This is a genomic window from Aeromonas sp. Y318-3 (assembly GCF_027706185.1).
Taxonomy (GTDB): domain Bacteria; phylum Pseudomonadota; class Gammaproteobacteria; order Enterobacterales; family Aeromonadaceae; genus Aeromonas; species Aeromonas veronii.
The window spans coordinates 23,494-40,995 of the sequence record NZ_JAPDCN010000003.1; the positions used below are offsets into that span (position 1 = coordinate 23,494).

Here is a 17,502-nt window from a genome sequence, read left to right on the forward strand (position 1 = left end):
AGAGTTTCATGCCAAAACGTAATGACCTTCAGAGCATCCTGATCCTCGGCGCCGGCCCCATCGTCATCGGCCAAGCCTGCGAATTTGACTACTCCGGCGCCCAGGCGTGCAAAGCCCTGCGCGAGGAGGGCTACCGCGTTATTCTGGTCAACTCCAACCCGGCCACCATCATGACCGACCCGGAGATGGCAGACGCCACCTACATCGAGCCCATCACCTGGGAAGTGGTGCGCGAAATCATCAAGAAAGAGCGCCCGGACGCCATTCTGCCCACTATGGGCGGCCAGACTGCGCTTAACTGCGCACTGGCGCTGGAGAAGCATGGCGTGCTGGCCGAGTTCGGTGTCGAGATGATCGGTGCCACCGCCGATGCCATCGACAAGGCCGAAGACCGCTCCCGTTTTGACAAGGCGATGCGCAGCATTGGCCTGGAGTGCCCGCGTGCCGGCATCGCCCACAACATGGAAGAGGCGTGGGGCGTGCAGCAGATGGTCGGCTTCCCCTGCATCATCCGTCCCTCCTTTACCATGGGCGGCTCCGGTGGCGGCATCGCCTACAACACCGAAGAGTTCGTCGAGATCTGCGAGCGCGGTCTGGACTTGTCGCCGACCAAAGAGCTGCTCATCGACGAGTCGCTGATCGGCTGGAAAGAGTACGAGATGGAAGTGGTGCGGGATCGCAACGACAACTGCATCATCGTCTGCGCCATCGAAAACTTCGACCCCATGGGTATCCACACCGGTGACTCCATCACGGTCGCGCCAGCCCAGACGCTGACCGACAAGGAGTACCAGCTGATGCGCAACGCCTCCATGGCGGTGCTGCGCGAAATCGGCGTTGAGACCGGCGGCTCCAACGTCCAGTTCGGTATCAACCCGAAAGATGGCCGCATGGTCATCATCGAGATGAACCCGCGGGTGTCGCGCTCCTCTGCGCTGGCCTCCAAGGCGACCGGTTTCCCCATCGCCAAGATCGCCGCCAAGCTCGCCATCGGTTACACCCTCGACGAGCTGATGAACGATATCACCGGCGGTCGCACTCCGGCCTCCTTCGAGCCGGCCATCGACTACGTGGTCACCAAGGTGCCGCGCTTCAACTTCGAAAAATTCGCCGGTGCCAACGATCGTCTGACTACCCAGATGAAGTCGGTCGGTGAAGTGATGGCCATCGGCCGCAACTTCCAGGAGTCCCTGCACAAGGCGCTGCGCAGCCTCGAAACCGGCAAAACCGGCTTCGACCCCATGGTTGACCTCAATGCGCCGGACTCCCTGACCCGCATCCGTCACGAGCTGCAGGACGCCGGTAGCGACCGTATCTTCTATATTGCCGATGCGTTCCGCGCCGGTCTCTCCATGGACGGCATCTTCAAGCTGACCAAGATTGACCCCTGGTTCCTGGTACAGATTGAAGATCTGGTGAAGCTGGAAGAAGAGGTGAAAGAGCGCGGCATGGCCGGTCTCGATGCCGACTTCCTGCGTGCCCTCAAGCGCAAAGGCTTTGCCGATGCCCGTCTGGCCAAGATCCTCGGTGTGGCCGAAGGGGAAGTGCGCAAACTGCGTGCCCGCCACAACATCTTCCCGGTCTACAAGCGGGTCGATACCTGCGCCGCCGAGTTCGCTACCAACACCGCCTACATGTACTCCAGCTATGACGAGGAGTGCGAAGCGGCCCCGAGCAACCGCGACAAGATCATGATCATCGGCGGTGGCCCGAACCGTATCGGTCAGGGTATCGAGTTCGACTACTGCTGTGTGCACGCGGCGCTGGCCCTGCGCGAAGACGGTTACGAGACCATCATGGTCAACTGCAACCCGGAGACCGTCTCCACCGATTACGACACCTCCGATCGTCTCTACTTCGAGCCGGTGACCCTGGAAGATGTGCTGGAAATCGTACGCATCGAAAAACCCAAGGGCGTCATCGTTCAGTACGGTGGCCAGACCCCGCTGAAACTGGCCCGAGCACTGGAAGCCAACGGCGTGCCGATTATCGGTACCAGCCCGGATGCCATCGACCGCGCCGAAGACCGCGAGCGCTTCCAGTCTGCCGTCGAGCGCCTCGGCCTCAAGCAGCCGGAAAACGGCACCGTCACCGCGCTGGAACAGGCCGTGCTGCTGGCCGAGCGCATTACCTACCCGCTGGTGGTTCGCCCCTCCTACGTGCTGGGTGGCCGCGCCATGGAAATCGTCTATGACGAGCAGGATCTGCGTCGCTACTTCGCCGAGGCGGTGAGCGTCTCCAACGAATCGCCGGTGCTGCTGGACCGCTTCCTGGACGATGCGACCGAGCTGGACGTGGATGCCATCTGCGACGGCACCGATGTGGTCATCGGCGGCATCATGGAGCACATCGAGCAGGCCGGTATCCACTCCGGTGACTCCGGTTGCTCCCTGCCTCCCTATACCTTGTCCAAGAAAATTCAGGACGAGATCCGCGAGCAGGTGCGCAAGCTGGCGCTGGAGCTCGGCGTTATCGGCCTGATGAACGTGCAGTTCGCGGTCAAGGGTGATGACATCTACCTCATCGAGGTGAACCCGCGCGCCGCCCGTACCGTGCCGTTCGTCTCCAAGGCGACCGGTGCCCCGCTGGCCAAGATTGCCGCCCGTGTGATGGCCGGTCAGTCGCTGCAAGAACAGGGCTTCACCAAAGAGATCATCCCACCCTACTACTCGGTGAAAGAGGTGGTACTGCCGTTCGCCAAGTTCCCGGGGGTTGACCCGCTGCTGGGGCCGGAGATGCGCTCTACCGGTGAGGTAATGGGTGTGGGCAGCAGCTTTGCCGAGGCCTATGCCAAGGCGCAGCTGGGTGCCAACCACGCCGTACCGAAAGAGGGTCGTGCCCTCTTGTCAGTGCGTCACAGCGACAAGGCGCAGGTGGTTGACTTGGCTGCCAAGCTGCTGGAGCTGGGCTACGAGCTGGATGCCACTCACGGCACAGCCGTCGCGCTGGGTGAGGCGAGCATCAACCCGCGCCTGGTCAACAAGGTGCACGAAGGTCGCCCGCACATTCTCGACCGCATCAAGAATGGCGAGTACACCTACATCGTCAACACCGCCGAAGGGCGGGTGGCGATCCAGGACTCCAAGCAGCTGCGTCGCGCCGCCTTGCAGAACAAGGTGGCTTACACCACCACCATGAATGAGGCGTTTGCCACCTGCATGGCCATCAGCGTGGATGCCACCGCCAACGTCAACTCGGTGCAGGAGTTGCACCAGAAGGTGAAAAACCGCTAAGCGTTTGCAGCGGGCATCAGTCCGACTTGCCAGACGACCAACCCCCGCCAGCGATGGCGGGGGTTTCTTTTTATCTGTCGCTCACCGTACGGTTCTGGCCGGGTGAGCCATTGAGGAAGGTCATGAGTTCCGCATCGCAGACAACTGATGGCGCGTGGGGTGGCAAAAGCTGGCAAGGGGAGGGGATGCTGCGAGCGCGGGTTTCAACTGCGGCAGGCAATCCTCTACAATGGCCCCACTTTGCTTGTCAGTGCAGTGCCAGCGGCGCTGCCTGTAGGGCCAACAAAAAATGGACATGCTTATGACCGCTTTGCCTTCCTGTCGTCTTCTTGCCTTCTGCTCTGCCTTGTTGCTGGCCGGTTGTGCCAGTGATCCCGCCTCCGCGCCTGCCAAAGAGGCGAGCGTGAGCAACCCCAAAACGCCGCCTGCCATGCAGCCGCGCAAACCAGCGGACATGAAGAGCCGCATCGTGCGCTTCTTGCCCCGTCAGGTGCCGGACAAACAGGGGTGGGCCAACGACGTGGTGACGGCGCTCACCACCCAGGGGGTGACGGTCAATGATCACAATGTCTGTAGCGTGCTGGCGGTGGCGGAGCAGGAAGCCACTTATCAGGCCGACCCCGTGGTGCCGGGCCTTGGCAAGATCGCCTGGAAAGAGATCAACTCACGGGCAGCCAAGCTGCTGATCCCCGAATTTATGGTGCGGGCCGCGCTCTCCATCAACTCGCCCACTGGCAAGAGCTACGCCGAGCGGATCGACAAGTTGCGTACCGAGCGGGAGATGAGTGAAATCTTCGAAGACATGATCAGCATGCTGCCGATGGGCAAGACGCTGTTTGGCAACCTCAACCCGGTGCATACCGGCGGCCCGATGCAGGTGAGCATCGCCTTTGCCGAGGCCAACGCCCGTGGCTACCCCTATCCAATCAAGGACTCCATTCGCCACGAAGTCTTTACCCGTCGCGGCGGCATCTGGTTTGGCACCAAGCATATCTTCGGTTATCCCGTCGACTACCCGGATACCCTCTACCGTTTTGCCGACTTCAACGCCGGCTGGTATGCCAGTCGCAATGCCGCTTTTCAGGCCGCCGTCAGCCGCCTGAGTGGCAAAACTCTGGCGCTGGACGGGGACCTGATCCGCTATGACTCGGATCTGCCGGGTAACACCGAGCTTGCCGTCTACACCCTCGCCAACCGGGTCAATATGAGCAAACAGGCGATCCACCAGAGCCTTCGCAAAGGGGATACAGCCGAATTTGCCGAGACCGATCTCTACCATCGCATCTTTACCTTGGCCGACAAGCAAGCGGGCAAGCGACTGCCCCGCGCCATCCTGCCCGGCATTCAGCTAAAGAGCCCGAAAATTACCCGCAACCTCACCACCGCCTGGTTTGCCAAGCGGGTGGATGACAGAGAGCAGCGATGTGTGCGGCAGATGGCGACGATTAGGTAAGACAGGGTTTGCTTCGAGACTAGTTGCAAAGCGGGTTGCCATTGTTAATGGCAACCCGCACGCTTAATTGCCCCTTCCAATGGAGATCTTTGGCTCGCATCCAGTTATGAACGGTGGCGGCTCCTTCCGAGTGGCATGAGTTGTTACTACTTTTGCAGGATTAGCCGTGTTGGCGGCGGTCGTTGGCCTGGGCCAGTAGCATGCGGCTTTCACGCAGGAACTGGTCGGCATGCTCACCGAAGAAACCGGAGACTTGCGAGAAGGCCTCGATGAAACCGTCCCTGTCCCCACGCTCCAGCAGCCCCAGCGCGTCGCCGAAGTTTTGGTAGTAGCGGCGGATCATCGCCAGATTCTGCGGTGACGACAAAATGATGTCGGCATAGAGGTGGGGATCTTGGGCAAACAGCCGCCCTACCATGGCCAGCTCCAGCCGGTAGATGGGGGAGCTCAAACTCAGCAGGCGATCCAGATTGGCCTGCTCCCGGGAGAGGTGCCAGCCATAGGCAAAGGTGGCGAAGTGACGCAGTGCCTGAATGAGGGTCATCGCCTCATCGTGGGCCTTGGCTTCCACCTGCTGCAAGCGGGCGCCCCAGATGGTCATCTGATCCAGCAACCATTGGCTCGCTGCGGGGTCACGCCCCTGACAGCAGACGATCACCTGCTTGGCGAGGCTTGCCACATCCGGCCCGAACATGGGGTGCAGTCCCAGTACCGGCCCTTGGTGCACCGTCAGCATATGTTCGAGCGGCGCCGCTTTCACGCTGGTGACATCGACCAGCAGGCAGTGGGCGGGCAGGTTGCCGAGGCGGTCGATGATCTGGCAGGTGATATCGATGGGCACCGCCACCATCACCAGACCTGCTCCGGCGAGGATCTCGTCAGCGCGCGGCCAGTCGGCTTGTTCCAGCGTCTCGACCCGATAGCCTGAGAGGCTGAACATATGGCCGAACAAGCGGCCAAGCTGGCCCTGACCGCCGATGATGACCACCTTGCCAAGATCCGGCTTTATGCATTTGAAGCCGGTATCTTTCTCGCTGGCATAAGATTCACGCATCACCCGGCGCAGCACGTCTTCGATGAGATCGCCGGGCACTCCCAACTGCTCAGCCTCGGCACGACGGCGGGCCAGCATGCTCGCCTCCCGATCCGGTGCATAGATGGGCAGGCCGTGGCGGCTCTTTACCTCACCCACTTCTCCCACCAGGGCAAGACGGGCGGCAAGCAGATCGATCAGCTGCTTGTCCACCGCATCTATCTTGTCCCTGAGTACATTCAACTCTTCAGCCATATCCAGTCCCTGCTGGCGCCGCGAGCGGCGGCGCCCTGAAATTCAAGATGCAACAAGGTATCACGGCATGAGCTGCCAGATGCCACCTGCGGTGATACCCAGATTGTTCAATAGGTTACGACAAGATACCACGGCTTACCGTGCAGTTCTGCCCTTGAGGGGGTCAGCCAGCTGGTTGTGGCAGCGGGCCAGCAGGGTAGCGGTGGTGTCCCAGTCGATGCAGGCATCTGTGATGGAGACCCCGTAGTGCATCTGCTCCTTGGGCTGCTCGCTGGACTGGTTGCCCTCGAACAGGTTGGATTCGAGCATCACCCCGATGATGGAGCGGTTGCCCTCCTGGATCTGGTGGATGACGTTGTCGGCCACCTTGGGCTGCAAACGGTGATCCTTGCTGGAGTTGCCGTGGCTGCAATCCACCACAAGGCTCGGCAGCAGGCCCGCTTTCTCCAGAGCCTCTTCCGCCAGCGACACGTTGACCGAGTCGTAGTTGGGATGTTTGCCGCCGCGCAGGATCACGTGACCATCCGGGTTGCCCTGGGTCTGCAGCAGCGCAACTTGGCCCTGCTGGTTGATCCCCATAAAGGCGTGAGGGGAGGAGGCCGCCTGCAGCGCATTGATGGCGGTCCCCAGGTTACCGTCGGTGCCGTTCTTGAAGCCGACCGGCATGGAGAGACCGGAGGCCATCTCCCTGTGGGTCTGGGATTCGGTGGTGCGGGCGCCGATGGCTGACCAGGAGAAGAGTTCGGCCAGGTATTGCGGGCTGATGGGGTCGAGCGCTTCGGTGGCCAGCGGCAACTCCAGCTCCGCCAGCCAGCAGAGCAGCTCGCGGGCACGGTGCAGCCCCAGCTCCACATCGAAGGTGCCATCCAGATTGGGGTCGTTGATAAAGCCTTTCCAGCCGACCGTGGTGCGCGGCTTCTCAAAGTAGACCCGCATGACAATGTAGAGAGAGTCCTGATAGGCATCATGCAGCGCTTTGAGTCTGGTTGCGTACTCTTTGGCGGCGTCCATATCGTGGATGGAGCAGGGACCACAGATCACCAGCAGGCGGTGATCGCGGCGGTGAATGATGTCGGCGATGGTATTGCGGGCCCCTTGCACGAATGCCAGCGCTTTGTCGGAGATGGGTAACTTCTCCTTGAGCTGGGCAGGCGTGATCATCACTTGTTCGGACTGGATATGGATGTTGTTCAGGGGGTCTCTTTGCATGATTTCATTCTCTCTACTGTATTAAGCCAAAAGCGGTTGTACCTAAATATTTACACCGGTACCTGCTTCGTTACGCAACCGCCCTCACCTTACCAAGGAAAAACAAACAATCAAGTGAAACTAGCGGATTTACCGCTAAAAAGTCAGATAAAGGAGCTGCTATATAGTGCGAACAGGAATAATACAGAGAGGTTTTCGGAGGGTTAATGGTTATTTTGTAATTTAATGTTTACGGTTTGAGGGTGTGAAGGCTGCGTTGCCCAGCTGTTTACCCACAGTAAATGGTATCTCTGGGAGACTGCAACGCGATGGCAATGATGGTGTGAGGTGGCTATCTGGTCAGCCATAGAAAGAGGGAGCCATCATGGCTCCCTTTGCGGTAGGAAGGGGGATCCCGTCTGGCTGCGGATCAGCGCTTTTGTTTTCCCTGCAGCTCTTTGTTCAGGCGAGTGAGCATCCCCTAGGTGACCAGCACTATGCCCTGCTCGGAGCGGTGGAAGCGACGTGCATCTTCATCGGCGTTTTCACCGATCACCGTGCCTTCCGGCAGTTTGCACCCCTTGTCGATCACCACCCGGCGCAGTCGGCAACCGGCACCAATCTCCACACCCGGGAAGATAACGGCCTGATCCAGGGTGCAGAAGGAGTCGACCCGCACATTGGTAAAGAGCACCGAACTCAGGATGAAAGAGCCACTGACGATGGTGCCCCCGGCAAACATGGAGTTGATGGTCATGCCGTGCTGGCCATTTCTGTCCTGCACGAACTTGGCGGGAGGAGTCATGTTCTGGCTGGTCCAGATGGGCCAGTCCTGATCGTAGATATCCAGCTCCGGCGTGACTGAGGCGAGATCCATGTTGGCTTCCCAGAAGGAGTCCACGGTGCCCACATCGCGCCAGTAGGGGCGGCGATCCGGACAGCAGCCGACACAGGACATGCCAAACGGGTGAGCGAATGCGGTGCCCTCTTTCACCACGCGGGGGATCACGTCCATGCCGAAATCGTGATGGGACTGCTCGTTGGCAATGTCCTCTTCCAGCAGCTGATAGAGATACTCCGCATCGAAGATATAGACGCCCATGGAGGCCAGCGCGGTGTCGGCCTTGCCCGGCATGGCGGGCGGGTTAGCAGGCTTTTCGACGAAGGCATTGATCTTGCGATCATCATCCACCGCCATTACCCCGAAGGCGCTTGCTTCACTGCGTGGCACCTCGATGCAGGCAACGGTCACCTTGGCGCCCATATTGACGTGGTCGAGCAGCATGGCGGCGTAATCCATCTTGTAGATGTGATCGCCTGCCAGCACCACCACATATTTGGGGGCGTGATCGCGGATGATATCCAGATTCTGGTAGACCGCATCGGCGGTACCCCGATACCAGTTCACCTCATCCACCCGCTGCTGGGCAGGGAGCAGATCGATAAACTCGTTCATCTGGTAGCGCAGGAAAGACCAGCCCGATTGGAGATGGCGCAACAGGCTGTGGGATTTGTACTGGGTCACGACACCGACCCGACGAATGCCGGAGTTGATGCAGTTGGAGAGCACGAAATCGATGATGCGGAATTTGCCGCCGAAATGAACGGCAGGTTTTGCACGGTTGTCGGTTAACTGTTTGAGGCGACTACCCCGCCCTCCTGCGAGTACCAAAGCCATGGTCTCGTTCAGCAACTGTCTGGATTTTGCTGTATTGGCAGGTTGTAACAACATCTCATATCCCTTTGTAGATAAATCACTACAATGTTGCCTCCTTTGAGCCCTCAAGAAAGTGCTTTCAGTCACATTTTATGGTTTACGACGTAATAAAATGACCTTTTTGTTATTAAAAATGACGGGTTGACCCGTTATTGCTTTCAATATGGTCAGTTGTCAATTGAGGCGAGCCGAACGACAAAATGGGCGGCGAGAGAGGGATGGAAAAAGCCCCTGCCAATGGTTGGCAGGGGCCCGGTTCGTTGAGACCCGGTGGGCCGGGCCTGATTAACAAGATTCAGACTGCGTTGGCCAGTGGCTCCTCGCTCTTTTTCTGATAGGCCTGCGGGGTGAGGCCCAGCAGCTCCTGCACGGTCGAGGCGACGGTAATAGAGGAGACGGTGCCCACCAGGATCCCGGCAAACAGGGTGAAGGAGAAGCCGTAGAGGGCGTCACCGCCAAACAGCAACAGAGCTCCCACGGTAAACAGGGTGGTGCCCGAAGTGATCATGGTGCGACTGAAGGTTGCCTTGATGGCCACATCGGAGCATTCGTGGATGCCCATCTGGGTACGCGAGCTCAGCAGATCCCGCAACCTGTCCGAGATGACGATGCTGTCGTTGAGGGAGTAGCCGATCACCGCCATCAAACCGGCGATGATGTTCAGATCGAATTCGATCTGAAAGAGTGACAGCAGCCCCAGCGCTACGATGGCGTCATGGACCACCGAGAGCAGGATGCCGATGGCCTGACGCCACTCGAAGCGAAACGCCAGATAGGCCGACATCGCCAGCGACGCGACCAGCACCGCCAGCATCCCCTGCTGGAACAGCTCGGCACCCACCTGAGGGCCAACGATGGTGGTGCGCAGCAACTCGACCGGCATCCCCAGCTGTTGGGTCAGCATTGTGGCGAGATCTGCCGCGGGCCAGGGCAGTTCGTGGGGGGGCAGCTTGATCAGCCACTCGCCGGGAATACCGGCCGAGCTCAGCTCAACGGCTCCCGCCAGCGGGGAGACCAGCATGGCATTGAGTTCATGGGCTTCTTTCAGGGTCTGGATATGAAACTCCAGCAGGATCCCGCCGGTAAAATCGAGCCCCAGTGTCAGGCCGTTCACCAGCAAGATGGCGACGCTGGCCACGGTCAGCAGGATGGAAGCCCACAGGCCAATATAACGCCAACGGGTCAGCCCCATGGCAACGATCATTCTCAACATAATTCTCTCCTTGGCCAGCCAGCATCTGGCTGTTGGCCCATCACGACGTGCCGTGACACGCCGGGAAAATAGTGTTCTGCTTTGGCCGCTCCGGCCATATCCATAGCCGATGGCGCAGCCAAAGCCGCTCATCAGAGGGACTGCTGTCCCGTTACACCTTCAGCGTGCGCTCGCTGCTGCGTCCCCATAGGGGGTTGATGATGGCGCGCGTCCCCCAGATCCCGGTGATCATGCTGGAGAGCAGACCCAGAATGAGGGTGATGGAGAAGCCCTGCAGCGGCCCGGAGCCGATTGAATAGAGCACCACGGCGCAGATGAGCGTAGTGATGTTGGCATCGAAAATGGTGTGGAAGGCCGAGCGATAGCCAAAGTCGATGGCGTTGGCCAGTGAGCCCCCCTCTCGCAGCCGGTCCCTGATCCGCTCGAAGATCAGCACATGGGTATCCACCGCCATGCCCACCGTCAGCACCAGACCGGCGATCCCCGGCAGGGTCAGCACGGCGCCCGGCAGCACCGCCAGCATACCGACCTGCATCAACAGGTTGGCGACCAGCGCCGTGATGGCAACCCAGCCGAATTTGCGGTACCAGGCCATCATGAACAGCATCATGCCTGCCATGCCGAAGGCCAGCGCGGTGAAGCCTGCCTCGATATTCTGCATCCCCAGCGTCGGGCCAATACTGCGTTCTTCCAGGATCTTGAGCGGGGCGGTGAGGGCGCCGGCACGCAGCAGCATGGCCAGCTCTTGCGCCTCCGGCAGACTGCCAATGCCGGTGATGCGGAACTGGTTGCCAAGGGCGGTCTGGATGGTGGCGACGTTGATCACCTCGCTCTGGGCGCGCAGTTTGCCCTGGGCGTTGGTTTTGTACTCGGTGAAGACGGTCGCCATCGGCTTGCCCACATGCTGGCGGCTGAACTGGTTCATCTTGCTGCCACCCAGGGTGTCGAGCACGATATTGACCTGGGGTTGACCCATCTCGCCCATGTTGGCGCGGGCATCGACGATGTGCTCGCCGGTCAGCACCGGCTTGCGTGCCATGCCGACGGCCTGACCGTTGCGATCGGCGATATAGAAGTGGCTGTCGGCCTTGGCCTCGTAGAAGGCCAGCGAGGCGGTGGCGCCGATCACCTCTTTCGCCTGTTTGGGGTTGTGTACTCCGGGCAGTTCGATACGGATGCCATCCTGACCTTGACGCACCACCGAGGCCTCGACGATGCCGAGCTCGTTGATCCGTTTTTTCAGGATCGACAGGTTCTGGGTCACGGCGTTGTTGACCAGCAGGGTACGCTCCGTCTCGCTCAGCACCAGTTTCAGGTCATTGCCGGAGCGGGTCAGCTTCCACTGATCCTGACGGGTACCGGCACTCTCCTTGATGATGGCGAGCCAGCTCTCCTGTTCGGCCACCTCCGGCAGGGTGACGGCTACGGCGCCCTGTGCCGTGCGAGTGACGCTGGCGCCGCGCAGATTGGCTTCACGGAAACGGGTGCGCAGGGTGTCGACCAGATTCTTGGTCTGATTGTCGATGACAAAGTCCACGTCCACCCCGATAAGCAGTTGGGAGCCGCCACGCAGATCGAGCCCCAGCTTGATGGGGTCGGCGCCGAGGCGGGTGATCCAGGCCGGTGCGTTGGAGTGAAACTCCAGTGTCAGGGCAGCACTGTCGACCCCTTGCTGCTCCAGCAACTGCTTGGCGCGCTGCTGTTCGCCCTGGCTGGCAAAGACCAGCTCGACCCGCTCAGGTTGCTCGATCACTTTGACCGGTGTCAGGTGCTTGTCGCTCAGCAGCATCTGTTGCTGGGTGGTCAGGCGCTGCTGTCCGTGCAGGCCGAGGGAGGGCTGCTCACCAAAAAAGGTGGGCAGGGAGTAAAAGGTAAAGGTCAACAGCATCAACAGCAGTAGTGCGTACTGCCACTTGCTCATGCGGTTGAGAACGGTGCGATTGCTCTTTCTCATGGCAAACAAGCCTCTGTCAGGAGAATGGTGCCCGGGCCGATAGCAACAAGGCTCGGCAAGGCGCAAAAAATGGGATGCATCAGATGCGGATCAGGCAGCCGCCGGATCCGTCAGGAAGAGGAGATGAGCAAACAGTGGATGTGCCAGCCCCTCCGGGGTCAGGCGCTCAGATAGCTCTGGGTGAAGCGGTATTGCAGATGTTGGCGCTGTAGATGGCGCCGATGGATCGCACCGAAGCGATCGCGAAAACTCTGTTTGTGATAGAGCTCGGGTGCCAGCATCAGCCAGCCGAGCAGCAACAGCAGGATGGCTTGGGCCGACCAGCTCTGGATCAGCTCGTAGACCACACTCTTGGGCTGGTTGTCACTGCGTAGGGATTGTTCGAGACGCAGCAGGTGATTCTGATGGCTGCCGACAAACTTGATGATGCCATCATCGCTGTCGCTAAGCTGATTGAACACCTGAGTCTGCTGCTGTTCACTCTGGGGAGATGCGGGTAGCAGCGGGCCTTCCATTCGGGCGATGGAACAAAGCAGGGTGAGGGCGATAACCAGAGTTACCAGCACCAGTTTTACTTTGTCGATAAGGCGCAAAAGTTAATTCCCGATAAATAGGAAGGGCAAACTACCATAAGCGCCCGGTTTGAACAAGGTTGTCCCGGGCGCATGGCACCATTCGGTGCCGCTCGTCAGCTGCCGCTCATCTGCTTGAAGTCGCGGGCATAACCCTTGAGCAGGGAGTAGAGATGGGCCCGCTGGGAGATATCCAGCGACTGGCTCATGGCGCTCAGCCAGTTGACGGTGCGCTGGCGTGACTGCTCGGTATAGCCGGTAAAGCGGCCATCCATCAGCCCATCCCCCTCGGCCAGCAGGTCGGTCAGCTCGCGGGTAAAGTCGGGACTCTGGCGCTGTTTCATCAACCTGTCCAGCTCCTGGGTCCATGACTCCTGAAACTCGAGCCAGGGAGGCATCAGTTCGTATTGCCATTCGGCCCACTGGGCCACCAGTGGTGCCTGTGCCGGTTTCACCTCGCCAATCCAGAACTCGAGCCGCTTGTTCATCTTGTCGCGAAACTCCGCCAGCATCTGCTCTTTGGGCTCAGTGGCAAAGTCCTTTTGCCGCTCCTGCTGCCGCTTGACCCGATCGGTCATAAAGCGGGCCACCTGCTCGTCGGTCAGGGTGCGCGCCAGCCTGACCGCACGGGGGATAGTGTTTTCCAGCGTGCGGGTCAGGCTCTGCTGCACCGCATCCAGGTTGGTCGAGATCTGCTCCGGCGTCATGGGGCTGGCCACCGCCTTGGCCAGTGCATCGAGATCCCTGGCGTAGCGCGGCAGCTCGTGTTGGCGATGCCAGGCCATCAGCCCCTTCACTTCGCGGCTGAGCAGATCCTTCTGCGAATAGGAGAGGGCAAAGTAGTCATCCAGCTGCCAGATGATGGCGGTATCGAGCCAGTAGTAGATCACCCGGGTGGAGCAGCCGGTCAGCAGCAGGCCGATCAGCAGCAGACCCCAGGTTTTCGGCTTGTGCCAGCGCACCTTGTTTATCATCTGTTACTCCAGTCGTTGCCGGTTGATGGCGATCAGGGTGTCATAGTCGAGTGAGGGCTGTTGCTCTGCCATCAGCAGGGCCCAGAGCAGGCCGATATAGTCGACCCAGGGTAAAAATGCCTCGCTCTGAAAATCGGGCCACTGGTGGCGCGGCACGGCCTGCAGATAGTGAGCTTCCAGCTCGTCGCGCCGCTCGGCGGGCCACTCATGGGTGCGCTGGATGCTGGCGAGCTCAAAGCCGGGGTGACCTGCCGCGCCATACTCCCAGTCGATGACCCAGGGTTTGCTTCCCAACAAGTTAGCCGGATTGAGATCATGGTGGCAAGGGCACCAGCAATCATTTGGCTCACTGCTGGCGAGCAAGCCCCGCTCCAGCGAAGGCAGCCAGGAGGGAATGCGGGCCAGTCGGGCGCGATAGCCTGCGGCGTGAGCCCGCACCGCCATCACCACCGCAGGCAGCGGCAGGCGATGGAGCTTGCGCAGCACCTCAGCAAGCAGACGGGGCTGATCGGCTTCCGGTGGTGCCGCGTGTACCCAGTTTGGCTCATCGCACCATTCGAGCAGCATCAGACCGCTGGCGGCATCGCCATAGTGGCAAGGCAGCGCTAGTCCTTCGGCCATCGCCCCCTGATAAAGCTGCCACTCGGTGGGACGGTCGATGCCAATGCGCACCGGGTCGGAGTGGCCCTGACGCAAAAAGTAACTGCGCCCCGAGGGGAGGCGCAGTCGATAGTTGCAGTTGGTCAGGCCTAACCCGAGTGGTTCCAGCTGCCCCTCCCGCCAGGGGGCGGGCAGGCTGGCCAGTAGCGGATCACAGTTGCCTGTCACCAGGAGCCTGTTACCAGCCAAAGGTGGATTTCTTCGCCTGTTTGCGGATCTCTTTCTGATCGGCCCACAGCAGTTCGCCGTTTTGCAGGTCCATCAGGTTCATGGTCATCTGGTAGTAGACATCCTTCACCTTGCCATTGTCCTTGACGATGCTGGCGAGGTTGCCATAGACCATGTAGCGAGCACCGGTCTGCTTGCCCAGACGTACCATGGAGGCAGGATCCACCATGCCGCTGCTCTGCTGATATTCGAGCTGCTGCTTGACGGCGGTCACCTTGCTCATGTCGACGAAGCGGAATTTGCCGGCCCGCAGCAACTTGGTGCGGATGGTATCGGTGATGGCTTCGGTATCGATGTGCTCGGAGGTCTTGTTGCGGATAGAGTCCATAAACATCACCGGACGACCGCCTGCGGTGATCTCGCTGGTGGCAGGGGAGGCGAGCATGGAGTCCGCCATCTTGTCGGCGATGGCCTGCAGGTCGCTTGAGCCGTAATCGACGGTGACGGTTTCAGTTTCAGTGGGATCGCCATAGCTGACGGTAGTGCTGGAGCAGCCGCCCAAGAGCAATGCAGAGGTCAATATCAGCAGGGCATGATTCATTTTCATCAGTAGGATTCCTCAATCACTTCGCGTACGTAAATCCGGTAACCCTGCGCCGCCGGGCTGGGCGCCAGGGCCGAGAGGGTGCGGGTCTGATAGCCATGCAGCTTGATGGGGGTCCAGCCGCGGCCATCGCTGGCGACCTCCTGACCGGCCTCATCATACCAATAGAAGATATATTGCAGCTTGTTATCGCCGCGCTGGGTGCTGGCGGCGGCCACATTGACCTGCAGCAGGCCATTTTGCTGGCGGCGGCTCAGCTCGCTCAGGGTGACGTTGACGTTTTGATGCTGCTCCAGCGTGGGAGCACCGCCCGCCGGGCCATAGAGCGCCACGCCTGAGGTGTTGGTGGCGCAGCCGGTCAGCAGCAGCGCGAGCCCGAGGGCCAACCCGTATGCTTTCATCTTGCTCTCCTTGATTGGAGTGAGTGGGGCAGCACTGAGGGGCTGCCCGTTAATGGTCTTGCTCATATCTCTTCGCCATCTGCTCAGAGCGGCATCACCCGGGTGGTCAGACCGGCGCCGAGGCGCTGTACCCAGACCAGGGTGGTGCGGCCCTTGTGGATGGTGAGCGGCAATTGCCGCTGGGCTGCCCCCGCGCCCAGGGTGAGATTGATGTCACCTGCCGGCACCATCCCCTGCCAGCTCGATGCCTGAGCTGGCAGCGTCAGCCAACTGCGGGTATCGGCCCGCTCCGAGAGGGTGTTGAAGATCCCCACCAGAATATTGCCCACATCCCCTCCTTCTTTGGCAGCGGTGCGGCGCATCTGCTCTTTGGCCACCAGTCGCAGCGCCTGGCGGGTCAGCATGCCGGGCAGCCGCTCCTGCAGATCTTTGGCGGCCAGCGCTTCCAGCCTGACCAGCTCGCTGGTCTGCCAGGCCCGCTTGCCGACTTCCACCGTCAGCGGGCCGGTGTCGCTGGCCCGATTATCGTAATAGGGGATGGCTACGGTAAAGGTGCGAAAATCGCCGCGGGAGGTGGAGATGGGCAGCGGCAGGAACAGTTCGCGCCGCGCCGGGATCAAACCATCTTCAAACAGCACCACCAGTTGGCCTTGATCTTTTGCAAGCGGCGGTGCTTTGCGGCCTATCTTTTTCTCGGTCTCGCGGATCTCGTCCGGTGAGCCACGCAGCCGCGCCAGACGCAGCAAGGCATCTTGCAGGCTGCGGTTGTCCGGCGCTATCTGGTAGCCGCGCTGATAGTCGACCCAGGCATCGTTGAGATCCCCGGCCGCCTCATAGAGCACGGCGGAAAAATAGAAGGTGTAGGCGTTCTGAAAACCGTTTTTGACCTTGCCGATCAACCGATCGAGATCCGGTGCGCCGCGCGACATCAGCTGGCGCATCTCACCTTCAGCCTCGGCCTCTTCGCTCTCATCCTTCGCCTTGCGCACCTCATCGGCTCGCCGTTTAAGCGCCTGCTCCTGCACCTGATTGGCCCGGCGCACCTCTACCAGGGCGTCATCGGCATCACCCCGTTGCAGATAGTTGAGGGCCAGATAGTGATGCAGCATGGTGCGTTCGTAATCGGGAGTACGATAGGCCATCGACTGATCGTTGGTGAGCAGACTGCCCACCTGATCCAGACCGTGGCTCAGCCGGTATTCGGCCTGATTGTCTTCCCACTGAAGGCGGCTGTCGGCGGCGGTGAACGCCTGCTTGCTGCCCGCATCCTGACCGGCGAGCCAGGCGATACGCCCCTGTTCGAGCCGATCCAGCACAAAGGTGTCATCCCCAAGGGTGGAGTCGCGCACTTCGGGCAGCGCCTCGGCGGCATGGCCCAGCAGCAGCTGGTTGCGCAGGGGCACCATCTGATCGGAGTAGGAGACGAACATATCCTGCCAGCGGGAGGCACAGCCTCCCAGCAACAGCAGGGCGCCGCAGAGCAACAGGGCGCTGCGGCAGGTTGAGGCGTGGCGATTCATTACAGGCTGAGCAGCGGTCCCAGCGGCTGGCCACCGACCAGATGCATGTGGATGTGGTAGACCTCCTGCCCGCCGTGGCGGTTGCAGTTCATGATGAGGCGGTAGCCATCTTCGGCGATGCCAGCCTCAGCGGCCAGTTTGCGGGCCACGGTGAACATCCGGCCAAGTGCCAGTTCATGTTCGGCTTCCACGTCATTGACGGTGGGGATCAGCACATTGGGGATGATCAGAATATGGGTCTTGGCCTTGGGCTGGATATCCCGGAATGCGGTGACCAGATCGTCTTGATAAAGGATGTCGGCGGGGATCTCTTTACGGATGATTTTGCTGAAAATGGTTTCTTGCGCCATGGCTAACTCCCTTATATGAAACAGAAAATTGAACTAGAACCCCAAGCGGCTCCCGAAAGGGGGGCGAGCAGCACGCCAAGTGTGACACAAGCCGACATTTGACACAGCTGATGTCCCATTCCCTTCAGTTATTGTTAAAAATACCGATAGCCAGAGGGACGTCATCTGCAGCGCCTGTTCAGGGTGGTCTGCAGGGTATCAAAAGGA

At 60.3% G+C, this 17,502-nt stretch carries 14 protein-coding genes; 2 read left to right on the forward strand and 12 right to left on the reverse strand.

Annotation, left to right across the window (positions count from 1 at the left end; all coding sequences use genetic code 11):
- The first annotated feature begins 8 nt into the window (after positions 1–8).
- On the forward strand, positions 9–3,233 hold the full coding sequence (carB, locus tag OKB77_RS04770) for a carbamoyl-phosphate synthase large subunit (protein WP_005337626.1): 3,225 nt from the start codon (positions 9–11) through the stop codon (positions 3,231–3,233).
- 301 nt (positions 3,234–3,534) lie between these two features.
- Positions 3,535–4,686 carry a DUF1615 domain-containing protein gene (locus OKB77_RS04775; RefSeq protein WP_040067843.1) on the forward strand — a complete coding sequence of 384 codons (1,152 nt, stop codon included), beginning with the start codon at positions 3,535–3,537 and terminating at the stop codon, positions 4,684–4,686.
- Between the two features lie 160 nt (positions 4,687–4,846).
- Here the strand turns inward: OKB77_RS04775 and tyrA are convergent, their stop codons facing one another.
- From tyrA to hinT, 12 genes are all read right to left on the reverse strand, one after another.
- A complete protein-coding gene (tyrA, locus tag OKB77_RS04780; protein WP_270817016.1) occupies positions 4,847–5,974 on the reverse strand; it encodes a bifunctional chorismate mutase/prephenate dehydrogenase in 1,128 nt (375 codons plus the stop codon).
- A gap of 135 nt (positions 5,975–6,109) precedes the next feature.
- On the reverse strand, positions 6,110–7,183 hold the full coding sequence (locus OKB77_RS04785) for a 3-deoxy-7-phosphoheptulonate synthase (protein ID WP_058058089.1): 1,074 nt from the start codon (positions 7,181–7,183) through the stop codon (positions 6,110–6,112).
- A gap of 460 nt (positions 7,184–7,643) precedes the next feature.
- Positions 7,644–8,894, reverse strand: a complete 1,251-nt coding sequence (gene glgC / locus OKB77_RS04790) for a glucose-1-phosphate adenylyltransferase (protein WP_270817017.1) — start codon at positions 8,892–8,894, stop codon at positions 7,644–7,646.
- Positions 8,895–9,174: 280 nt separating this feature from the next.
- The gene (gene secF / locus OKB77_RS04795) at positions 9,175–10,092 is read right to left on the reverse strand and encodes a protein translocase subunit SecF (protein ID WP_270817018.1); all 918 of its coding nucleotides are present in this window, start codon (positions 10,090–10,092) and stop codon (positions 9,175–9,177) included.
- A 151-nt stretch (positions 10,093–10,243) separates the two neighbouring features.
- A complete protein-coding gene (secD, locus tag OKB77_RS04800; RefSeq protein ID WP_144715451.1) occupies positions 10,244–12,046 on the reverse strand; it encodes a protein translocase subunit SecD in 1,803 nt (600 codons plus the stop codon).
- 158 nt (positions 12,047–12,204) lie between these two features.
- Positions 12,205–12,639 carry a hypothetical protein gene (locus OKB77_RS04805; protein ID WP_005334044.1) on the reverse strand — a complete coding sequence of 145 codons (435 nt, stop codon included), beginning with the start codon at positions 12,637–12,639 and terminating at the stop codon, positions 12,205–12,207.
- A 95-nt stretch (positions 12,640–12,734) separates the two neighbouring features.
- A complete protein-coding gene (locus OKB77_RS04810) occupies positions 12,735–13,592 on the reverse strand; it encodes a DUF6279 family lipoprotein (protein WP_005361577.1) in 858 nt (285 codons plus the stop codon).
- Positions 13,593–13,595: 3 nt separating this feature from the next.
- Complete coding sequence (locus tag OKB77_RS04815; protein WP_270817020.1) at positions 13,596–14,420, reverse strand: phosphotransferase; 825 nt, start codon at positions 14,418–14,420, stop codon at positions 13,596–13,598.
- 10 nt (positions 14,421–14,430) lie between these two features.
- Positions 14,431–15,027, reverse strand: coding sequence for a penicillin-binding protein activator LpoB (gene lpoB / locus OKB77_RS04820; RefSeq protein WP_270817021.1), 597 nt, complete (start codon positions 15,025–15,027; stop codon positions 14,431–14,433).
- Positions 15,027–15,425 (reverse strand): YcfL family protein, encoded by a 399-nt coding sequence (locus OKB77_RS04825; protein WP_158112315.1) that lies wholly within the window; start codon positions 15,423–15,425, stop codon positions 15,027–15,029. The genes lpoB and OKB77_RS04825 overlap by 1 nt, the downstream gene beginning before the upstream one ends.
- Positions 15,426–15,508: 83 nt before the next feature.
- The gene (locus tag OKB77_RS04830; RefSeq protein WP_270817022.1) at positions 15,509–16,945 is read right to left on the reverse strand and encodes a COG3014 family protein; all 1,437 of its coding nucleotides are present in this window, start codon (positions 16,943–16,945) and stop codon (positions 15,509–15,511) included.
- The gene (gene hinT, locus OKB77_RS04835) at positions 16,945–17,295 is read right to left on the reverse strand and encodes a purine nucleoside phosphoramidase (RefSeq protein ID WP_005334033.1); all 351 of its coding nucleotides are present in this window, start codon (positions 17,293–17,295) and stop codon (positions 16,945–16,947) included. The genes OKB77_RS04830 and hinT overlap by 1 nt, the downstream gene beginning before the upstream one ends.
- Positions 17,296–17,502 lie beyond the last annotated feature (207 nt).

Coding starts and splice junctions, on each gene's coding strand:
- carB (WP_005337626.1), top strand. CDS start 9: ATGCCAAAACGTAATGACCTTCAGAGCATCCTGATCCTCGGCGCCGGC.
- OKB77_RS04775 (WP_040067843.1), top strand. CDS start 3,535: ATGACCGCTTTGCCTTCCTGTCGTCTTCTTGCCTTCTGCTCTGCCTTG.
- tyrA (WP_270817016.1), bottom strand. CDS start 5,974: ATGGCTGAAGAGTTGAATGTACTCAGGGACAAGATAGATGCGGTGGAC.
- OKB77_RS04785 (WP_058058089.1), bottom strand. CDS start 7,183: ATGCAAAGAGACCCCCTGAACAACATCCATATCCAGTCCGAACAAGTG.
- glgC (WP_270817017.1), bottom strand. CDS start 8,894: ATGTTGTTACAACCTGCCAATACAGCAAAATCCAGACAGTTGCTGAAC.
- secF (WP_270817018.1), bottom strand. CDS start 10,092: ATGTTGAGAATGATCGTTGCCATGGGGCTGACCCGTTGGCGTTATATT.
- secD (WP_144715451.1), bottom strand. CDS start 12,046: ATGAGAAAGAGCAATCGCACCGTTCTCAACCGCATGAGCAAGTGGCAG.
- OKB77_RS04810 (WP_005361577.1), bottom strand. CDS start 13,592: ATGATAAACAAGGTGCGCTGGCACAAGCCGAAAACCTGGGGTCTGCTG.
- lpoB (WP_270817021.1), bottom strand. CDS start 15,027: ATGAAAATGAATCATGCCCTGCTGATATTGACCTCTGCATTGCTCTTG.
- OKB77_RS04825 (WP_158112315.1), bottom strand. CDS start 15,425: ATGAAAGCATACGGGTTGGCCCTCGGGCTCGCGCTGCTGCTGACCGGC.
- OKB77_RS04830 (WP_270817022.1), bottom strand. CDS start 16,945: ATGAATCGCCACGCCTCAACCTGCCGCAGCGCCCTGTTGCTCTGCGGC.
- hinT (WP_005334033.1), bottom strand. CDS start 17,295: ATGGCGCAAGAAACCATTTTCAGCAAAATCATCCGTAAAGAGATCCCC.